General features: G+C 75.6%; 15 protein-coding genes. 5 read left to right on the forward strand and 10 right to left on the reverse strand.

Annotated elements, in window-relative coordinates; genetic code table 11:
• Window positions 1-19: 19 nt before the first annotated feature.
• The 4 genes from ACH4TP_RS39025 to ACH4TP_RS39040 form a co-directional block, all read right to left on the reverse strand.
• Entirely contained in the window at window positions 20-922 is a 903-nt protein-coding gene (locus ACH4TP_RS39025) for a hypothetical protein (RefSeq protein WP_389237718.1), read from the reverse strand.
• Entirely contained in the window at window positions 919-1,590 is a 672-nt protein-coding gene (locus tag ACH4TP_RS39030; RefSeq protein ID WP_398440570.1) for a hypothetical protein, read from the reverse strand. Before ACH4TP_RS39030 ends, ACH4TP_RS39025 begins: the two co-directional genes overlap by 4 nt.
• The gene (locus ACH4TP_RS39035; protein ID WP_398440571.1) at window positions 1,587-3,131 is read right to left on the reverse strand and encodes a hypothetical protein; all 1,545 of its coding nucleotides are present in this window, start codon (window positions 3,129-3,131) and stop codon (window positions 1,587-1,589) included. The genes ACH4TP_RS39030 and ACH4TP_RS39035 overlap by 4 nt, the downstream gene beginning before the upstream one ends.
• A gap of 77 nt (window positions 3,132-3,208) precedes the next feature.
• On the reverse strand, window positions 3,209-3,913 hold the full coding sequence (locus tag ACH4TP_RS39040; RefSeq protein ID WP_389237840.1) for a GntR family transcriptional regulator: 705 nt from the start codon (window positions 3,911-3,913) through the stop codon (window positions 3,209-3,211).
• Window positions 3,914-4,080: 167 nt separating this feature from the next.
• On the opposite strand from ACH4TP_RS39040, the gene ACH4TP_RS39045 reads away from it, so the two are divergent.
• Genes ACH4TP_RS39045 through ACH4TP_RS39065 form a run of 5 tightly spaced genes read left to right on the forward strand, consistent with a single transcriptional unit; the run spans window position 4,081 to window position 8,445 of the window.
• Window positions 4,081-5,361: an MFS transporter gene (locus tag ACH4TP_RS39045; protein WP_398440572.1), complete on the forward strand. Its 1,281-nt coding sequence runs from the start codon at window positions 4,081-4,083 to the stop codon at window positions 5,359-5,361.
• Complete coding sequence (locus tag ACH4TP_RS39050) at window positions 5,358-6,146, forward strand: putative hydro-lyase (protein WP_398440573.1); 789 nt, start codon at window positions 5,358-5,360, stop codon at window positions 6,144-6,146. Before ACH4TP_RS39045 ends, ACH4TP_RS39050 begins: the two co-directional genes overlap by 4 nt.
• Window positions 6,147-6,203: 57 nt before the next feature.
• Window positions 6,204-6,968: a LamB/YcsF family protein gene (locus ACH4TP_RS39055; RefSeq protein WP_398191716.1), complete on the forward strand. Its 765-nt coding sequence runs from the start codon at window positions 6,204-6,206 to the stop codon at window positions 6,966-6,968.
• Window positions 6,965-7,585, forward strand: a complete 621-nt coding sequence (gene pxpB, locus ACH4TP_RS39060) for a 5-oxoprolinase subunit PxpB (protein WP_398191719.1) — start codon at window positions 6,965-6,967, stop codon at window positions 7,583-7,585. Before ACH4TP_RS39055 ends, pxpB begins: the two co-directional genes overlap by 4 nt.
• Window positions 7,582-8,445, forward strand: coding sequence for a biotin-dependent carboxyltransferase family protein (locus tag ACH4TP_RS39065; protein WP_389237732.1), 864 nt, complete (start codon window positions 7,582-7,584; stop codon window positions 8,443-8,445). Before pxpB ends, ACH4TP_RS39065 begins: the two co-directional genes overlap by 4 nt.
• 52 nt (window positions 8,446-8,497) lie before the next feature.
• Here ACH4TP_RS39065 and ACH4TP_RS39070 read toward each other — a convergent pair whose 3' ends face one another.
• The 6 genes from ACH4TP_RS39070 to ACH4TP_RS39095 all read right to left on the reverse strand — a co-directional run bounded on the left by ACH4TP_RS39070 (window position 8,498) and on the right by ACH4TP_RS39095 (window position 17,818).
• Entirely contained in the window at window positions 8,498-12,091 is a 3,594-nt protein-coding gene (locus ACH4TP_RS39070) for a hydantoinase B/oxoprolinase family protein (protein WP_398440574.1), read from the reverse strand.
• On the reverse strand, window positions 12,088-13,092 hold the full coding sequence (locus ACH4TP_RS39075) for an SGNH/GDSL hydrolase family protein (RefSeq protein ID WP_398440576.1): 1,005 nt from the start codon (window positions 13,090-13,092) through the stop codon (window positions 12,088-12,090). The genes ACH4TP_RS39070 and ACH4TP_RS39075 overlap by 4 nt, the downstream gene beginning before the upstream one ends.
• Window positions 13,089-14,270, reverse strand: a complete 1,182-nt coding sequence (locus tag ACH4TP_RS39080; protein ID WP_398440577.1) for a glycosyltransferase — start codon at window positions 14,268-14,270, stop codon at window positions 13,089-13,091. Before ACH4TP_RS39080 ends, ACH4TP_RS39075 begins: the two co-directional genes overlap by 4 nt.
• On the reverse strand, window positions 14,267-15,388 hold the full coding sequence (locus tag ACH4TP_RS39085; RefSeq protein WP_398191731.1) for a glycosyltransferase family 4 protein: 1,122 nt from the start codon (window positions 15,386-15,388) through the stop codon (window positions 14,267-14,269). The genes ACH4TP_RS39080 and ACH4TP_RS39085 overlap by 4 nt, the downstream gene beginning before the upstream one ends.
• Window positions 15,389-15,750: 362 nt before the next feature.
• Complete coding sequence (locus tag ACH4TP_RS39090) at window positions 15,751-17,166, reverse strand: HEAT repeat domain-containing protein (RefSeq protein ID WP_398440578.1); 1,416 nt, start codon at window positions 17,164-17,166, stop codon at window positions 15,751-15,753.
• Window positions 17,167-17,425: 259 nt separating this feature from the next.
• Window positions 17,426-17,818, reverse strand: coding sequence for an ankyrin repeat domain-containing protein (locus ACH4TP_RS39095; protein WP_389237742.1), 393 nt, complete (start codon window positions 17,816-17,818; stop codon window positions 17,426-17,428).
• Window positions 17,819-18,005 lie beyond the last annotated feature (187 nt).

The following is an 18,005-nucleotide window of genomic DNA, read 5'->3' on the forward strand; positions in this document are numbered from 1 at the left end:
CGTTCGGGTGGTGCGCGGGTTACGCGTGGAAGGGCAGGCCGGCGTCGGCGGCGAGTTCCAGGTCGTCGCCCTCGGGCGGCGGGAGGAGGGTCGCGGAGCCGTCGCTGACGGGGACGACGCCGAGTTCGAGGAGCTCGGCCATGGCGGCGGAGCCGGCCATGTCGCGGACCTGGAGCTGGTAGCGGGCGGTGGTGCGGTAGGAGCCGCCGCCCTCGTCGCCGGTGCGCTGGAGGAAGCCGGAGTCGGTGAGGAACGCGGCCGCCTTGCCGACGATGCCGGTGGTGGAACCGGCGAGGCGGCGGGCGTCCTTGGTGGCTCCGGTGGCGCTGCGGCGGGCGTAGATCCGCCAGGCGGCCTCCAGGCCGGGGGCGTCGGAGGCCGGGTCGGTGTTCTCGCCCTGCTCCTCGGCGCGCTGCTCCAGGCGCAGACAGGCCTGGCGTACGAAGGCGTCGACGCCGTTGACGGTGAGCCGGCCGATGTACGCGTCGTCGGCGAGGTCCTCGGGCCGGGGGAAGGCCATGGCGGCGACGGCGAGGTGGGCCAGGCCGTGCAGGAAGCGGTCGGCGGAGTCCGTGCTGGCGCGGCGGGCGTAGTCGCCCATGCGGACGGCGAAGACGGAGTCCTCGCCCGCGGTGACGGCCATCCCCGCGCGCGGGGACACCTCCAGGACGACGAGTCCGAGGCCGGTGGCGACGGCGTCGGCGAGGCGCGCGAAGGCGGGGTCCTCGCGGTAGCGGCGCAGGAGCTCGGTGTACTCGGCGTCGCGGGCCGGGAGCAGCTTGGGCTGGAGCCCGAACGAGACGAGCCGGGCCGCGTCGGCGGCGTCCGCGGGGGTGACGACGGAGGCGGTGGTGGCGGCCGGGGTCTGCGGGGGCTCCTGCTCGCTCCACGCGTCGGGGTACTCGGCGTGGGTCTCACTCACGGCTGGGGCTCCTCGGTACGGCTCTCGGTCGGTACGGCGCGGGGTACGGGCAGGGGGACGGGGGTGACGGCGGCGGGCGCCGGGCGCTCCGCGGGCGCGGACGGCTCGTCCGTGAGCCGCACGGCCCGCACGGCCGGGAGGTCCCGGCGCCGCGCGGGCGGGGTACGGGCCGGCTCCGGCACCGACACGGTCCCGAACCGGGGGCGGCCGGCCGTCGGCGGAGCGTCCGCTTCGCGCCGGGGCAGGCTCTCGTCGTCGCCCCGGGCCCCGGCCGGGGGCGCCACGGGCACGGCCCGCAGCCGCGGACGGTCGCTTGGGGCGGCCTGATCATCCGGGTCGCCCGGAACGGCCAGGTCGCCCTGGACGGCCTCGACTGCCTCGGCGGCCTCCCGGTCCGACTCGGGGGCGGCCTCCGTGTCCGGCTCCGGAAGAGGCCCGGCGCCCGTCTCCCGTACGGTCTCGGCCTGCGGCTCCGGTACGGACTCGGCGGTCGGCTCCGGTACGGACTCCGCTCCCGCCACGGACTCCGGCTCCGGCACGGGTTCCCGCTCCGGCACGGCGGCGTCCGCCGGTGCGGCGGGGGCCGGGACGGGTGCGGCGGCAGGGGTCGGTGCGGCGGGGCGAGCGGGGTCGGCAGGGCTCGTCGGGGGCTGGGGGGCGAGGGTCACGAGGCCTCCGTGCGGTCCGCGGCCATGCCCGCCGCGTCGAGCAGGGCCGTACCGACGATCAGGTCGGCGCCGCCGAACTCGGGGTCGTCGAGCGGGGTGCCGTCGTCGACGGCGAAGAGGAGGCGCTCCTCGCCCTGGCGGTAGGCCGTGCCGACCGGGGGGCTCGCCGCGTGGACGGCGAGGAGGGCGACGAGGTACGGGAGGTCGGGGTCGAGGCGGCGGGCCTCGGCGAGCAGGCCGGAGAGGCGGCGCGGGGCGTCGTGCTCCAGGTCGAGCAGGCGCATGGCGCTCGCGAGCTGCTCCTCGCTGAAGCGGGAGTCGTCGGGAGTGGCGATGAGGTCCGGCTCGGGCATCTCCGCGCCGAGGTGCTCGCGCTCGACGGGCGGGGTGAGGAGCAGGTCGACGAGGTCGCCGAGGCGGACGGAGGCGGGGGTGCGCAGTCCGGTGCCGTGGGCGAAGAAGGCGTCGGTGACACGGGTGGCCTGCTCGACGGGGAGCGGCAGGACGGGGGCGACCAGCTGTCCGTACAGGTCGAGTCCGGTGTACGCGGTGGGGGCGGCGAAGGCCTGCCGGTCCTGCTCGGCGCGGAAGAGCGGTCCGGCCTCCAGGAGGCGGGACTGCAGCTGGGTGTGGCGCCGGATGCAGTCCTTGACTATGTCGACCAGTTCGGCGGCGCGCCGCTTGTGCTCGGCGGTCTTCGCGTCGGAGGCGGACTCGGCCTCGTCGCGGGCCCTGCGGATGTTGGTGAGGATCGCGTTCTCGTGGCGGTAGCGGTCGGCCACGTGGTCGAGCGCCTCGGCGATCATGTCGGGGACCGTGTGGAGCCAGTCGACGGCGCGGACGTTGCGCCGGGTGGCCTCCAGGGTCTTGCGGAGGGTCTCGGCGTACTGCACGGTCCGGTAGCGCGCCTGCTCGGCGGCGAGCTGGGCGTCGGCGAGGCGGCCCCGGTTGATGAGGACCTCCAGCTTCACCTCGGCGGCGATCTGGGCGCTGGTGACGTCGGTGTCGAGGGCTCCGACGAGGACGTTGACCGCTTCGTCGGTGGTGCGGAGGTAGACCCCGCCGCCGTACCCGGGGACCTCTTCGATGAGCTTGAAGTCGTAGTCGCGGCGGACGTAGACCCCGTCGGTGCCGAAGGTCCCGTAGACGGCGCGGAAGCCGCGGTCGACGCTGCCGACGTTGATCAGGTTCTCCAGGACCCAGCGGGCCACGCGCTCGTGCTCGGCGGCGGGGCGGGTGGGGGCCTGGGCTGCGACGCGGGGCAGCAGGCGGGCGACGATCTGCTCGTGGTCGGCGCCGGTGTCGAAGTCCATGTTCAGCGTGATGAGGTCGATCGCGGCGAGGGCCACCTCGGCCATCGCGTAGACCGTGTACTCGCCGGCCAGGTTCGCCTTGCGCGCGTCGAGGTCGTGCAGCGGGGCGGTGCACGCGAGCGCGCGGAGGCGCCGCGCGAGCCCTTCGTCGGCGGCCGGGCCCTGCGCGGGGCGCGGCCCCGCGCTGAGCTGGGGCGGAGCGAGGTCCGTCGAGGCAGGCGAAGTCACGGTGGACAGATTAGGTCCTCACCCTGACAACGGTCGAAACGGCGCAGATGCGCCCGGTCTCCCGGGGCGTCCCCGGGTCAGCCGGCGGGGGCCGCCGGGTCGTCGACGGCCCGGGCGTAGACGGCGGCGACCCGGGTGCGGGAGTCGTCGAGGTAGCGGGCGAGGAGTCGCTCCGCCGAGGCCCGTTCCCCGGCGCGCAGGGCGTCCAGAATCTCCCGGTTCCTCCGGAGATAGGGCTCGTGGAGCGCGCGCGGGTCGTCGACCACGTGGAAGGCGAGGCGGAGTTCGGCGAGGACGCCGCGCATCAGCTCGTCGGTGCGGGCGCTGCCCGCGAGGGCGACGAGTTCGCGGTGGAAGTGGATGTTGGCCGTGGAGACGCCCGTCCAGTCGTCGGCGCGGGCCGCGGCCTCGCCCTCGGCGACGGCGGCGGCGAGGGCGTCGACGTCGAACGGCGGCTGTCCCAGGCCCCGCACGACGGCGCATTCGACGAGCCGTCGGGTGCGGTAGATGTCGTCCACGTCGTCGACGGCCAGGACGCGGACGAACACGCCCCGGTTGAGCTCGTGGACGAGCAGGCGCTCGTGGGTGAGGAGGCGGAACGCCTCGCGGAGTGTGTTGCGGGACACACCGAGGGCGCCGCCGATGCTCTCCTCGGAGAGTCGCGCGCCGGGCGGGAAGTAGCCCTCGGCGATCCGGGTGCGCAGGATGTCCGCGACCCGCTCCGCCGTGCTCGTGCGCCCCAGGAGCGCACGGTCGTCCGTCAGTCCTCCGGCCCCGCTCAGGTCCACAGCGCCTCGCCCCTTCCGTCGTCCGCGGCCGAGTCAACCGCAGAAACGGGGAACCGACAACACGCATCTTGTCGGATCGTTGAACAATCCTCTACCTTGACGACACCGCACGGATCCTCAGTACGTCTCTCAGGCACGCCTCCCTCTCCTGCGAGGTGCAGATGAGCACGACACAGACCCGGCAGCACTCCCAGGGCGAACGGCCCGACGACACGGGCGCGTTCGCCTGGCTGCGCGGCCTCGGGCCGCGCGGCCGGCGCGCCTTCGGCGGAGCTTTCGGCGGATACGCCCTGGATTCCTACGACTTCTTCACCCTGCCCCTGTCGATGGTGGCCATCGCCGCCTCCTTCGGCCTCGACAAGGGTCAGACCGGTCTCCTGACCACCGTCACCCTCGTCGTCTCGGCGGTCGGCGGCGCGCTCGCCGGCGTCCTCGCCGACCGCGTCGGCCGGGTGAAGGCGCTGATGATCACGGTCGTCACGTACGCGCTCTTCACCGTCCTCTGCGGCTTCGCCCCGAACTACGGGACCCTGCTGGTCTTCCGGGCGCTCCAGGGCCTGGGCTTCGGCGGCGAGTGGGCCGTCGGCGCGATCCTGGTCGCCGAGTACGCCTCCGCGAAGCACCGGGGCCGGACGCTCGGCGCCGTCCAGAGCGCCTGGGCGGCCGGGTGGGCGCTCGCGGTGCTCGTGTACACCCTGGTGTTCCAGTGGGCCGATCCGGACCTCGCCTGGCGGATCCTCTTCTGGACGGGCGCGCTGCCCGCGCTCCTCGTCGTCTACGTACGGCGGAACGTCGAGGACGCCCCGCAGGCGACCGAGGCCCGCCGGGCCGGCGGCGGCCGCGGCTCGTTCCGGGCGGTGTTCCGTCCCGGTCTGCTGCGCACGACGCTCTTCGCGATCCTGCTCTCGACCGGCGTCCAGGGCGGGTACTACACGCTCGCCACCTGGGTCCCGGCCTTCCTGAAGACCGAGCGCGGCCTGACCGTGGTCGGCACCGGCGGGTACCTGACCCTGCTGATCTCCGGGGCCTTCACCGGCTATCTGACCGGCGGACACCTCACCGACCGGCTCGGCCGGAAGAAGAACATCGCCCTCTTCGCCCTGCTGTCGGCGCTGTCCGTCCTCGCGTACACCCACATCCCCGCCGGGGCGAACACCCTGCTCCTGCTGCTCGGCTTCCCGCTCGGCTTCTGCATGTCGGCCATCTTCAGCGGCTTCGGCTCCTTCCTCGCGGAGCTGTACCCGACGGCGGTGCGCGGCACGGGTCAGGGACTCACGTACAACACGGGACGCGCGGTCGGGGCCGTCTTCCCGACCCTGGTCGGCTTCCTCGCCGAGAGCTGGGGCGTGGGCGGGGCCCTGGTCTTCGGGGCCGTCGGCTACGGCCTGGCCGTACTGGCGCTGCTCGGACTGCCCGAGACCCGGGGGAGGGAACTCGCGTGAACCAGACGGTGGTTCCCGATCCGCGTGAGGCACGCGCGCGTGCCCGGGCCGGGACGGCGGGCCCGACGGCCGGCTGGGCGCCGGGCCACGCGCAGGCCAACCTGATCGCGGTGCCCACGGACTGGGCGTACGACGTGCTGCTGTTCTGCACCCGCAACCCCCGGCCGTGTCCCCTGCTCGACGTCACCGACGCGGGCTCCTGGACGACCTCGCTCGCCCCGGACGCCGATCTGCGCACGGACGTCCCGGGCTACCGGGTGTGGGAGCACGGGCGGCTCGTCGACGAGCCGGCGGACGTGCGCGCGTACTGGCGGAGCGATCTGGTCTCGTTCCTGATCGGCTGCAGCTTCACCTTCGAAGGGGCGCTGGCCGGGGCGGGGGTGCCGCTGCGTCATGTCGCGCAGGGGCGGAACGTCTCGATGTACGTCACCGACCGGGCCTGCCGTCCGGCGGGGCGGCTGCACGGGCCGATGGTGGTGTCGATGCGGCCGGTCCCGGCGGAGCTCGTCCCGGTGGCGCGGCGGATCAGCGGTCTGCTGCCCGCCGTCCACGGGGCCCCGGTGCACGCGGGTGATCCGGCGGAGCTCGGCATCCGGGACCTGGACCGGCCCGACTTCGGGGACGCGGTCGAGGCGGAGCCGGGGGACGTACCGGTGTTCTGGGCCTGCGGGGTCACCCCGCAGGCCGCCGTGATGGCCTCACGCCCGCCGTTCGCGATCACCCACGCCCCGGGCCGGATGTTCGTCACCGACGTCCGGGACGAGCACTACCGGATCTCCGTCTGAACCGTACGGAGCAGTCATCAGCACCAACGCACCACCAGGTGGGAGAGGAAGCACCACATGACCCGGGTCCCGATCGATCTCAACGCCGATCTCGGCGAGGGCTTCGGCCGCTGGACGCTGACCGACGACGAACAGCTCCTGTCCGTCGTCACCAGCGCCAACGTGGCCTGCGGCTTCCACGCCGGGGACGCGGCCACCATGCGGCGGGTCTGCGAGCTCGCGGCGGCGCGCGGGGTACGGATCGGGGCCCAGGTGTCCTACCGCGACCTGGCCGGCTTCGGGCGGCGCGCGATGGACGTCCCGGCGGCGGAGCTGGCCGCCGAGGTGGCGTACCAGATCGGCGCCCTGGAGGTCTTCGCCCGGGCCGCGGGCTCGCGGGTCTCGTACGTGAAGCCGCACGGGGCGCTCTACAACCGGGTGGTGCGGGACGCGGAACAGGCGGCGGCGGTCGTCGAGGGCGTGCTGCTCGCGGACCGGACGCTGCCGGTCCTCGGTCTTCCGGGGTCCCGGCTGCACGAGGCCGCCGCCGCGGCCGGGCTCCCGGTCGTGGCCGAGGCCTTCGGCGACCGGGCCTACCGGGCGGACGGCTCCCTGCTGCCACGGGGGCAGGAGGGAGCCGTCGTCACGGATCCGGACGAGGTCGTCGAACGGTCGGTGTCCATGGCCCGGTTCGGGGTCGTCACGGCGCACTGCGGGAGCTCCGTCGCCGTCCGGGCCCGCTCGCTCTGCCTGCACGGGGACACCCCGGGCGCGGTGGGCCTCGCCCGGCGCGTCCGGGAGCGGCTGGAGGCCTCGGGCGTGCGCGTGGAGGCCTTCGCGTGAGGGTGCTGAGGGTGGGCGACCGGGCCCTCCTGGTGGAACTGGACGGCGGCGGGGCGACCGAGGCCTTCCACGCCGAGCTGCTGCGGCGGCGGGCGGCCGGCGCGCTGCCCGCCGTACGGGAGATCGTCCCGGCGGCGCGGACGGTGCTCCTCGACGGGGTGGCCGATCCGGAGCGGCTCGCGGCGGAGCTGACCGGCTGGGAGCCGGCGCCGCTCCACGCGCGCGTGGGCGAGGCCGTCGAGGTGCCGGTCCGGTACGACGGTCCCGATCTGGCGGAGGTCGCCGCGCTGTGGGGAGTGTCCGTGGAGGCGGCGGTACGGATCCACACGGCGGCCGAGTTTCGGGTCGCCTTCTGTGGGTTCGCGCCCGGCTTCGGCTATCTGACGGGGCTCGGCGAGCGGTACGAGGTGCCGCGCCGGGCCACCCCGCGCACGGCGGTCCCGGCCGGCTCGGTCGCCCTGGCGGGCCCGTACACCGGGATCTATCCGCGTTCCTCCCCCGGCGGCTGGCAGCTGATCGGCACGACCGGCCTGGTGCTGTGGGACGTCGAGCGGGACCCGGCCGCCCTGCTCACGCCCGGCACCCGGGTCCGGTTCACGGCGGAGGGCGTGCGATGAGCGACCGTGCCGTCGCCGTGGTCCGGGCCGGGGCCCTGACGACCGTGCAGGACCTGGGGCGCACGGGGTACGCGCACCTGGGCGTGCCCCGCTCGGGCGCCCTCGACCCGGCGGCCGGGCGCCTCGTCAACCGGCTCGTCGGCAACGCGGAGGACGCGGCCGTCCTGGAGACCACCGTGAACGGGTGCGCGCTGCGGCCCCGGTGCGCGGTGACCGTGGCGGTGGGCGGCGCGCCCTGCCCGGTCCGGGTGGACGGCCGTCCGGCCGCCTGGGGCACGACGGTCCGGGTCGGGGCCGGGTCCGTCCTGGAGGTCGGCGCGGCCGTACGCGGTCTGCGCTCGTACGTGGCGTTCGGCGGCGGGATCGCCGTCGCGCCGGTGCTCGGCAGCCGCTCCACCGACCTGCTGTCGGGCCTCGGCCCGGCGCCGCTGGCGGAGGGGGCGGTGCTGCCGCTGGGAGCGGCCACGACCGTACGGGGGTCGGTCGACGCTCCCCCCTGGCCGGGCCCGCCGGACGAACTCGTCCTGCGGGTCCGGCCGGGCCCCCGGGACGACTGGTTCACCGGTGCGGCGCTCCGCGCCTTCACCACGCGCGCGTACCGGGTGTCCCCGGCGAGCAACCGGATCGGGCTGCGGCTGGAGGGCCCGGCCCTGGAGCGGGCCGTGCCGGGCGAGCTGGCCAGCGAGGGCATGGTCCTGGGCGCGGTGCAGGTGCCGCCGGACGGGCGCCCGGTGGTGTTCCTCGCGGACCATCCGACGACCGGGGGCTATCCGGTGGTCGCGGTGGTGCGGGAGGCCGACCTGGGCGCGGCGGCCCAGGCGGTCCCGGGGACGCCGGTGCGGTTCGTGGCGGTGCGCTGACCGGTCACAGGGGCGGTGGGTCGACGGTTCACAAGGGCGGTGCGCTGTCGGTTCACAGGGGCGGCGGGCCGTAGCCCCCGCCGCCGGGTGTGCGCAGGACGAGGACGTCGCCGGGGCCCACCTCGGTGGTGGCGGCGCCTTCGAGGTGCTCGACGGTGCCGTCGGCGCGTTCCACGAGGTTCTCGCCGAGGGCGCCCGGCTCCCCGCCGGCCATTCCGTACGGCGGGACCCTGCGGTGTCCGGTGAGGAGGGCCACCGTCATCGGCTCCAGGAAGCGCAGCCGCCGTTCCACGCCGTGGCCGCCGTGCCACCGGCCGCGCCCGCCGCCGTCCTCCCGTACCGCGAAGGCGTCGAGGCGGACCGGGTGGCGCCACTCCAGGATCTCGGGGTCCGTGAGCCGGGAGTTGGTCATGTGGGTCTGCACGGCGTCGGCGCCGTCGAAGCCGTCGCCGGCGCCCGAGCCGCTGGCGACGGTCTCGTAGTACTGCACGCGCGCGTTGCCGAAGGTGACGTTGTTCATGGTGCCGGAGCCCTCGGCCTGGACGCCGAGGGCCGCGTAGAGCGCGCCGGTGACGGCCTGGGAGGTCTCGACGTTCCCGGCGACGGTGGCCGCCGGAGGGGCGGGGGCGAGCATGGAGCCGGGCGGGACGCGGATCTCCAGGGGCTCCAGGCAGCCGCTGTTGAGCGGGATGTCCTCGTCGACGAGCGTGCGGAAGACGTACAGGACGGCGGCCATGACGACGGCGGTGGGCGCGTTGGCGTTCCCGGGCAGCTGGGGGGAGGTGCCGGTGAAGTCGAGGACGGCGGAGCGCCGTTCGCGGTCGACGCGGACGGCGACCTGGATCACCGCGCCGCCGTCGGTCTCGTAGCGGTACGCGCCGTCGTCGAGGCGCGCGACGATGCGGCGTACGGACTCCTCGGCGTTGGCGCGGACGTGCCGCATGTAGGCCCGGACGACGTCGAGCCCGAACTCCTCGACCGTGCGGCGCAGTTCCTCGATGCCCTTCTCGTTGGCGGCGATCTGGGCGCGCAGGTCGGCGAGGTTGGTGTCCGGGTCGCGGGAGGGGTGGCGGGCGCCGGTGAGCAGGGCTCGGGTCTCGGTCTCGCGCAGCTGTCCGTCGCGGACGAGCAGCCAGTTGTCGAAGAGGACGCCCTCCTCGTCGACGGTCCTGCTGAAGGCGGGCATGGAGCCGGGGGTGATGCCGCCGATCTCGGCGTGGTGCCCGCGCGAGGCGACCAGGAAGCGGAGTTCGCCGCCCGTGTCGTCGAACACCGGGGTGACGACGGTGACGTCGGGGAGGTGGGTGCCGCCGTGGTACGGGTCGTTGATCGCGTACACGTCGCCGGGGCGCAGGTCGTCCGCGCGCCGGCGGAGCACCTCCTTGATGGACTCCCCCATGGAGCCGAGGTGGACGGGGATGTGGGGGGCGTTGGCGATGAGGTTGCCCTCGGCGTCGAAGAGGGCGCAGGAGAAGTCGAGGCGTTCCTTGATGTTGACCGACTGGGCGGTGTTCTCCAGGCGCACGCCCATCTGCTCGGCGATGGACATGAAGAGGTTGTTGAAGACCTCCAGGAGGACGGGGTCCACGTCCGTGCCGGCGGCCACGCGCGCGGGGCGGGGGACGACGCGGTGCAGCAGGAGGTGGCCGCCGTCGGTCGCGGTGGCCCGCCAGCCGGTGTCGACGACGGTCGTGGCGTCGGCCTCGGCGAGGATCGCGGGCCCGTCGACGGTGTCGCCCGGCCGCAGGTCCTCGCGGCGGTGGAGCGGGGCGTCGTGGGGTGCGCCGGCGCTGTGCATCCGGACGGTGGCGAGGGGCGCGAGGGCGCCGGTCCGCTCTCCGGTGTCCACGAGCACCGGGCCGTGCGGTCCCGCCGTGCCGACGGCCTCGACGGTGACGGCCTCGACGACGAGCGGCCGGTCCAGGGTGAAGGCGTACCGCGCACGGTGGACGTCCGTGAACCCGGTTTTCAGCTCGTCGGGCGGTGCGAGGTCGACGGGCAGGCTCGCGTCCGTGCCCGCGTACCGCAGGAGGACGCGCGCGTGGGTGGTGATCGCCTCGTCCGGCAGTCCGTCGGCGCGCAGTTCCTCGCGGGTGTGCTCGGCGAGCTCGGCACAGAGGTCCCTCACGCGTTCAGGGGTGCCGGCGGCGTCGAGTTCGGCCTCGACGGACCGCTCCCGCATGGCGGTGGCGTCGGCGAGCCCGATCCCGTACGCCGAGAGGACTCCGGCCAGCGGGGGGACGAGGACGGTGTCGACGCCCAGGGCGTCGGCGACGGCGCAGGCATGCTGGCCGCCGGCGCCGCCGAAGCTGGTGAGGGCGTACCGGGTGATGTCGTGGCCGCGCTCGACGGAGATCTTCTTGACGGCGTTGGCCATGTTGAGGACGGCGATCTCCAGGAATCCGGCGGCGACCTCCTCGGGGGTGCGGCCGCCGCCGACCTCCTCGGCGAGGGCGGTGAACCGCTCCCGTACGACGTCGGCGTCGAGGGGGAGGTCGCCGCTCCCGCCGAAGACGGCCGGGAAGTGGTCGGGCTGTACGCGCCCGAGCATGACGTTGGCGTCGGTGACGGTCAGGGGTCCGCCTCGGCGGTAGCAGGCGGGTCCGGGGACGGCGCCGGCCGAGTCGGGGCCGACCCGGTAGCGGCGCCCGTCGTAGTGGAGGACGGAGCCGCCGCCCGCCGCGACGGTGTGGATGCTCATCATGGGCGCCCGCATCCGCACCCCGGCGACCTGTGTACCGAGTTCACGCTCGAAGGTGCCCGCGTAGTGCGACACATCGGTGGAGGTGCCGCCCATGTCGAAGCCGATGACCCGGTCCCGGCCCGCCTGGGCCGAGGTGCGGGCCATGCCGACGACGCCGCCCGCCGGTCCCGACAGGACGGCGTCCTTGCCGCGGAAGTGCGCCGCCTCGCGCAGTCCCCCGTTCGACTGCATGAACATGAGGCGGATCCCGGCCAGTTCACGGGCGACCTCGTCGACGTACCGGCGCAGGACCGGCGAGAGGTAGGCGTCGACGACGGTGGTGTCCCCGCGCGGGATCAGCTTGATCAGCGGGCTGACCTCGTGCGAGCAGCTGACCTGCGTGAAGCCCGCGGCGCGGGCCGCCTCCGCGACCCGGGTCTCGTGCTCGGGGTACCGGTATCCGTGCAGGAGGACGACGGCGGCGGAGCGGAAGCCGTCCCGGTGCGCGGCGGCGAGCGCCCCGGCGACGGCGTCCTCGTCCAGCGGGCGGACGACCTCGCCGTGGGCGTCGGTCCGCTCGGGGACCTCGATCACGCGCGCGTACACCGCCTCGGGCAGCACGATGTGGCGGTCGAAGAGCCGCGGCCGGTTCTGGTAGGCGATGCGGAGCGCGTCGCGGAAGCCCTCGGTGACCAGGAGCACGGTCGGCTCGCCGCGCCGCTCCAGGAGGGCGTTGGTGGCGACGGTGGTGCCCATCTTGACGACGGCGATCCGGTCGGCGGGGACGGGTTCTTCGGGGCCCAGACCAAGGAGGAGACGGATGCCGGCGACGGCCGCGTCCTGACGGCGGGCCGGGTCGTGCGAAAGCACCTTGCGGGTGACGAGCCGGCCGTCGGGCCGTCGCCCGACGACGTCGGTGAAGGTGCCGCCCCGGTCGATCCAGAACTCCCAGCGCCCGGTCATCTCCCCATTGTGGCCGCGAGCGCCGCCGCGAGGGCGTCCTCCGCGCGCGCGTCGAGCGGCGCCGTGCCCGTGCCGTCGGCCCAGTGGCGCAGTTCGGCGGCGGCGAGCAGGAGGAGCTGCGGGAGCAGGTCGCGGCTGCGGCGCAGGACCCAGCCGGTGCCGGCGGTGGCGAGCCAGAGCAGGGCCTCGGCGCGGGTCGGCGGCGGTTCGACGGGCTCCGTCGAGGGCGGCGCGCCGTGGGCGAGCCCCCGATCGGCGAGGAGCCGGTGGAAGCCGGCGGCGACGGCCCGGTGACCGCGCTCGCCCGGGTGGAGCCGGTCGGCGCTCCACAGGGCGCGGTCCTCGGTCCAGGTGGGGTCGGCGAGGTGCAGGTGGACGGCTCCGTACCGCTCGGAGAGCACGTGCACGACCGCGTTCACGGAGCGCTGGCGGCGGGCGAGCGGGCGCGCCAGCGGCGGGGGCAGGCCGAGCATCCGCCCCGGATCGGGAAGACAGGCCGTCAGGAGTACGGCTCCGAGGGCGTCGAGGTCGGCGCAGACCCGGTCCAGGCGGTGGGCGAGGAGCCCGATGTCGAAGGTGCGGCGCAGGGTGTCGTTCACCCCGACGACGACGGAGGCGAGGTGCGGGCGGAACGCGAGGGCGCGGGGGGCCTGCTCGTCGGCGACGTCGCCGACGAGGGCCCCGCTGGTGGCGAGGTTCAGGAAAGCGCTCCCCCGCCCTTCGGCCGCGAGCCCCTCGGCGAGCAGCGCGGCCCACCCCCGCCACGCCCCGCCGACCCGGTCCCCGACCCCCTCGCTGAACGAGTCCCCGAGCACGACGAACCGAACGGGTCCCCCGTCGCCCTCGGCAGCGCCGCCGATCCGGGCGGCGGGGACGCGGGACCGCGCCACCAGTGCCTCGGCCACCGGGGGGCCGGAGGCGGTTGCCACGGCCTGCGGCACCGTGAGGCCCCCGGCCGCGAGGGGCGCGGCCGGGACCGGGCCCGCCGTCTCCGGTGTCATCGCCGCACCTCCTCGGGGACCAGCGGCGAGGGCACCGGGAGGGCGTCGTGGGCGTGGAGGAAGGCGGTGACCGCGCGGTCCCAGGAGAAGGCCGCCGCACGCGCGCGTGCGGCCCGGCGGCGGACGGTCTCCGGGGCCGCGAGGAGATTCCGTACCCCGGCGGCGAAGGCGGCCGGGGTGTCGGCGGCGGCGCCCGCCGTGCCCACGACCTCGGGCAGGGCGGAGGAGGCGCTGACGACGACGGGGGTCCCGCAGGCGAGGGCCTCCAGGGCGGAGAGTCCGAAGGTCTCCGCGGGCCCGGGCGCCAGGCACACGTCGGCCGCCGCCTGGAGGTCCGCCAGGGCCTCCCGGTCGGCGACGTGCCCGAGGAACCGCACCGGGAGGCGCCGCTCGCGCGCCCGGCGCTCCAGGGAGCCCCTCAGCGGCCCGTCCCCCGCGACCACGAGCGCCGCCGCGATCCCGTCCGCCCGCAGCTCCTCCAGGGCGTCCAGGGCCGTGCCCGGCCGCTTCTCGACCGAGAGGCGCGAGCACAGCAGGAGCAGCACCCGCTCCCCGCCGGCATGCCGGGCCCGCAGCGCGGTGTCGCGGCGGCCGGGCCGGCAGTGCTCCAGGTCCACGCCGAGCGGGGCCCGTACGACGTTGCGCGCCCCGATCCGTACGAACTCGCGCTCCGCCCACTCCGTCGTGCACACGATCCGGGCGAAGGCCCACGCCGTGCGGCGGTTGAGCCGGTCCGCCGCGCGGGCCGCGAGCGCGGGCGGCACGCCCCAGGTGCGCAGGACCCCGTCGGCGGTCTCGTGGGAGACCATGACGGACGGCACGCGCGCGCGTCGCGCCCACTCCCCTGTCCACCGCAGGGTGGTGCGGTCCGAGACCTCGATCCGGTCGGGGGCGAGTTCGTCGAGGAGCCGGCGGACCCGGTGCCGGTCGGCGAGGACCCGGTAGCCGCCGGTGCCGGGCAGCACGGGGCCGGGGAGGGTGACGACCCGGCCCTGTTCGGTGCGGTGGTCGCTCACGGCGTCTCCGGGGACGACGAGGACGGGGTCGTGGCCGGCGGCCAGATAGCCGCGGCCGAGCTGTTCGAGGGCGGTGCGCAGGCCCCCCGAGGTGGGGGTCACGAAGTTCGCGAGCCGCACGATCCTGAGCCCGGAGCCGCCCTCCGTACGGACGCCGTTCACGCCGCCACCGCCGTCCGCTCGCGCAGCACCTCCAGGTAGTGGCCGATCAGTTCGTCGCCGAGCGCCTCCCAGGTGCGTCCCTCGACGGCGGTCCGGCCGGCGCGGCCGTACTCCGCGCGCGTGCGGGGCTCGGCGGCGAGCGCGGCGACGGCCGCGCGCAGCGCGTCCGGGTCGCCCGGGGGTACGAGGAGCCCGGTGCGCCCGTGGTCGACGAGGTCCAGGGGGCCGCCGGCCGCCGGGGCGACGACGGGGACCCCGCTGGCCATGGCCTCCTGGACGGTCTGGCAGAAGGTCTCGTACGGGCCGGTGTGGGCGAAGACGTCGAGCGAGGCGAAGATCCGGGCCAGGTCGGCGCCGGTGCGGCGGCCCAGGAACCGGGCGCCCGGCAGGGCCGCGCGCAGGGCGGGCCCGCTCGGCCCGTCCCCGACGACCACGACCCGGACGCCGGGGAGCGCGCAGACGCCGGCGAGGAGGTCCACCCGCTTCTCGGGGGCGAGGCGGCCGACGTAGCCGACGAGGAGTTCCCCGTCGGGGGCGAGCTCGCGGCGGAGGGCGGTGTCGCGCAGGGCGGGGCGGAAGCGGACGGTGTCCACGCCGCGTCCCCAGCGCCGGACGCGGCCGATGCCGTGGGCCTCCAGGTCGCGCACGGCGGCGGAGGACGGGGCGAGGGTGCGGTCGGCGGCGCCGTGCACGGCGCGGAGGCGGCGCCAGGCGGCGCCCTCACCGGTCCCGACGTACGTGCGCGCGTAGCCGGCGAGGTCGGTCTGGTAGACGGCGACGGCGGGTATGCCGAGCCGGGCGGCGGCGGTCATGCCCCGGACGCCGAGGACGAACGGTCCGGCGAGGTGGACGAGGTCGGCGCGGTGGGCGGCGATGGCTGCGGCGACCCGGCGGCTGGGCAGGGCGACCCGTACCTGCGGATAGCCGGGCAGCGGGAGGGAGGGCACCCGGACGACGGGGCAGGGGGCGTCGGTGTCCGCGGCCGGGTCGGCGACGGCGGGGGCGATGACGAGCGGGGTGTGGCCCCGCCGGACGAGGTGGCGCGCGGTCTGCAGGGCGCAGTGCGCCACACCGTTGACGTCGGGAGGGAAGGATTCGGTGACGATGACGACACGCATACGGGTGTTCTCGTCGCGCTCGGCGTGTCCCCGCCGACGTGGATCTGGACGGGGAGGGAACGTCCCGTGAGCGTTTCCCCCAAAGCCGGGAGAACGCGCCCGAAGCCGGGGGGCACACTCCGGGGGCCGGGAGAACGCGCACGAAGCCAAGAGCACGCACCCCACTCCAAGCCGGGAGGACACCCCCCGGGGCCAGGAGGCCCCCGAGGCCGGGAGAGCGCACCGGCCCCCGGGGCGGGGCCACGGTCGGCGGGTTCTCCGCCGCAGGCCGCGCCGTCCCGGGGGCCGGGTGGCGGGTGCTCGGGTGCGTGGGATCGGGCCGGGAGGGGTTGGCCGGACCTGTCGCTGTCCCGGAGCCGGGGTCAGACCTGGAGGTCCGGCCCTATCCGGTTGCGTACGGCCGTCTGGACCTCGACCTCTTCGGCCGGGTCGGCGGCGAGCCTGCGCAATCGTTCGGCGACGCGCACGTCACCGGTCTCGGCGTGCTGGGCCGCCACCTCGCGGGTGGTCTCCTCGCAGTCCCAGAGGCATTCGACGGCGAAGCCGGTCGCGAAGGTGGGGTCGGTGGTGGCGAGGGCGCATGCCACGCGGCCACGCAGCCGGGAGGAGGTCGTCTCGCGGTAGACGTGGCGCAGCACGGGGGCCGCGCAGGCGATGCCGAGGCGTCCGGCGCCGTCGACGAGGCAGGTGAGCTCGGGGGCGTCGGGGCCCGCGGAGCGCACGGTGTCGCGCAGGGCGCCGAGGACGAGTCCGGCGTCCTGGGCTGTGCCGCGGCAGGCGAGGACCTCGGCGGCGGCGGTCCCGAGGGCGTCGGTGCGCCGGACCCACGCGCGGGCGCGGGCGACGGCGTCGTCGCCGCACATCCGCCGGTAGGCGGCGACGGCGGCGTCGGCGATCTCGCGGGAGTCGCCGTCGGCCGCGGCCTCGACGAGGTCGAGGACGGCGGGGTCCCGTGACTCGGCGAGGTGGTGCAGGGCGGCACCGCGGGCTCCCGGCGCGCCGTACCGGGCGGCGGCGAGGAGCTCGGGCCGGTCCTCGGGTCCGGCCACGGCGGTCAGGCAGCGGGCGGCGGGGCCGTACAGCACGGCTCCGCGCTCGTACCCCTCCTGCGCCCAGTCGAGGACGGCCTTGACGCTCCACTCGGGGCGGGGCCCGGTGGGGCGCATCTGGCGCTGCCAGCGGTCGAAGGAGCCCTGTTCCCGGGCGGCCCGGACGCGGGCGCCGACGGCCTCGCGCGGGTCCTCGGCCCAGAGCCGCCAGGGGCGGGGCTCGTAGGCGTCGCGGACGACGGCGGCCAGCTCGGCGTCGCCCTCCGCGTCGGCCGGGAAACGGGCCAGTACGGGCAGGGCGAGCGCGCGGAGTCCGGCGTCGTCGTCGCGGACGGCCAGCTCGTCCAGGGCCCAGGCCCAGTTGGCGCCGGTCGCCGCGTACCGCCGGAGCAGCAGCAGGGCGTCCTGGCGTCCGTAGGACGCGAGGTGGCCCAGGACGGCGAGCGCGAGCCCGGTCCGGGACTCCTCGGTGTCGAGGTGGTCCTCGGCGTCGAAGAGGTGCGCCTCGATCTCGTTCAGGCCTCCGTGGAGGTCCAGGTAGAGACGGGCGTAGTACAGGGAGCGGTTCTCGACCTGCCAGTCGTGGCGGGGGTCGTCGAGAACGCAGTGGTTGAGGGCCGCGAGGGCCTCGGCGCGTGGCGCGGCGAGCGCGTGCAGGGTGCCGTCGCCGCGGCCCCGCTGCAGCAGGCCGAGCAGGGTGCCGCTCGGCGCTATGACTGGATCGAACATGGGAAGACGCCTCACATCAAGCTGTCGACACGACCGGGGGATACCGGGGGCGACCCGGTCGGGCGGTACATCGCCCGTACGCCTAGGCCGTGCGGCAACATTCGGGGCCGCCCGTCGTCGTGATTCGCCTGCCAGTGACCATCTTCCTCAGCCTCTCGTCGGTGGCCCGTTTTGCCGGGCCCGACGTCATGATGACCCACCCATTTCGCCACCGCGACCACATTTACGACCCCGCTCCCACCTGGGGTTCAGCCGCCGTTCACCTGGCTCCGAAGAGCTCCAGGAGTTCGGTCCTGCCGAACATGCGGGCGGTGTCGAGCGCGGACGGAGTCCCCGCCTCCGGATTGGCTCCGGCAGCGAGGAGGGCGCGGATCACGGCGTCCTCGCCCTTGAAGACGGCGCCGGCGAGCGGGGTCTGGCCGCGGTCGTTGGCGCGGTCGGCCTCGGCGCCGCGCTCCAGGAGGGCGGTGACCGCGGCGGCGTGGCCGTGGTAGGCGGCGAGCATGACGAGGGTGTCGCCCCTGTCGTTGGTGAGGTTCGCGGGGACGCCCGCGTCCAGGTAGGCGGCGAGGGCGTCGGCGTCACCCGTGCGTGCGAGGTCGAAGACCTTGGACGCCAGCTCGATGACCTCGGGATCCGGAGTCTCGCTCATCGGGTGGGACCGCCTTTCTCCTGCTGTGTCGACCGGCGCACGGCAAGCGCGGCCGTACGAGTGAATCGACAGGGTACTGCCCCTCCGGCGACATGACCGTGCCCGGCCGAGGCAAAGATCACGACATCCGATACCAGCGCCCGCCCCTAGCGCACGTCGGGTATTTCGCCACCCGGGGCGGCGTCCG

Origin of the sequence: Streptomyces sp. NPDC021012, from assembly GCF_044333355.1 — a bacterium.
Classification (GTDB): Bacteria; Actinomycetota; Actinomycetes; order Streptomycetales; family Streptomycetaceae; genus Streptomyces.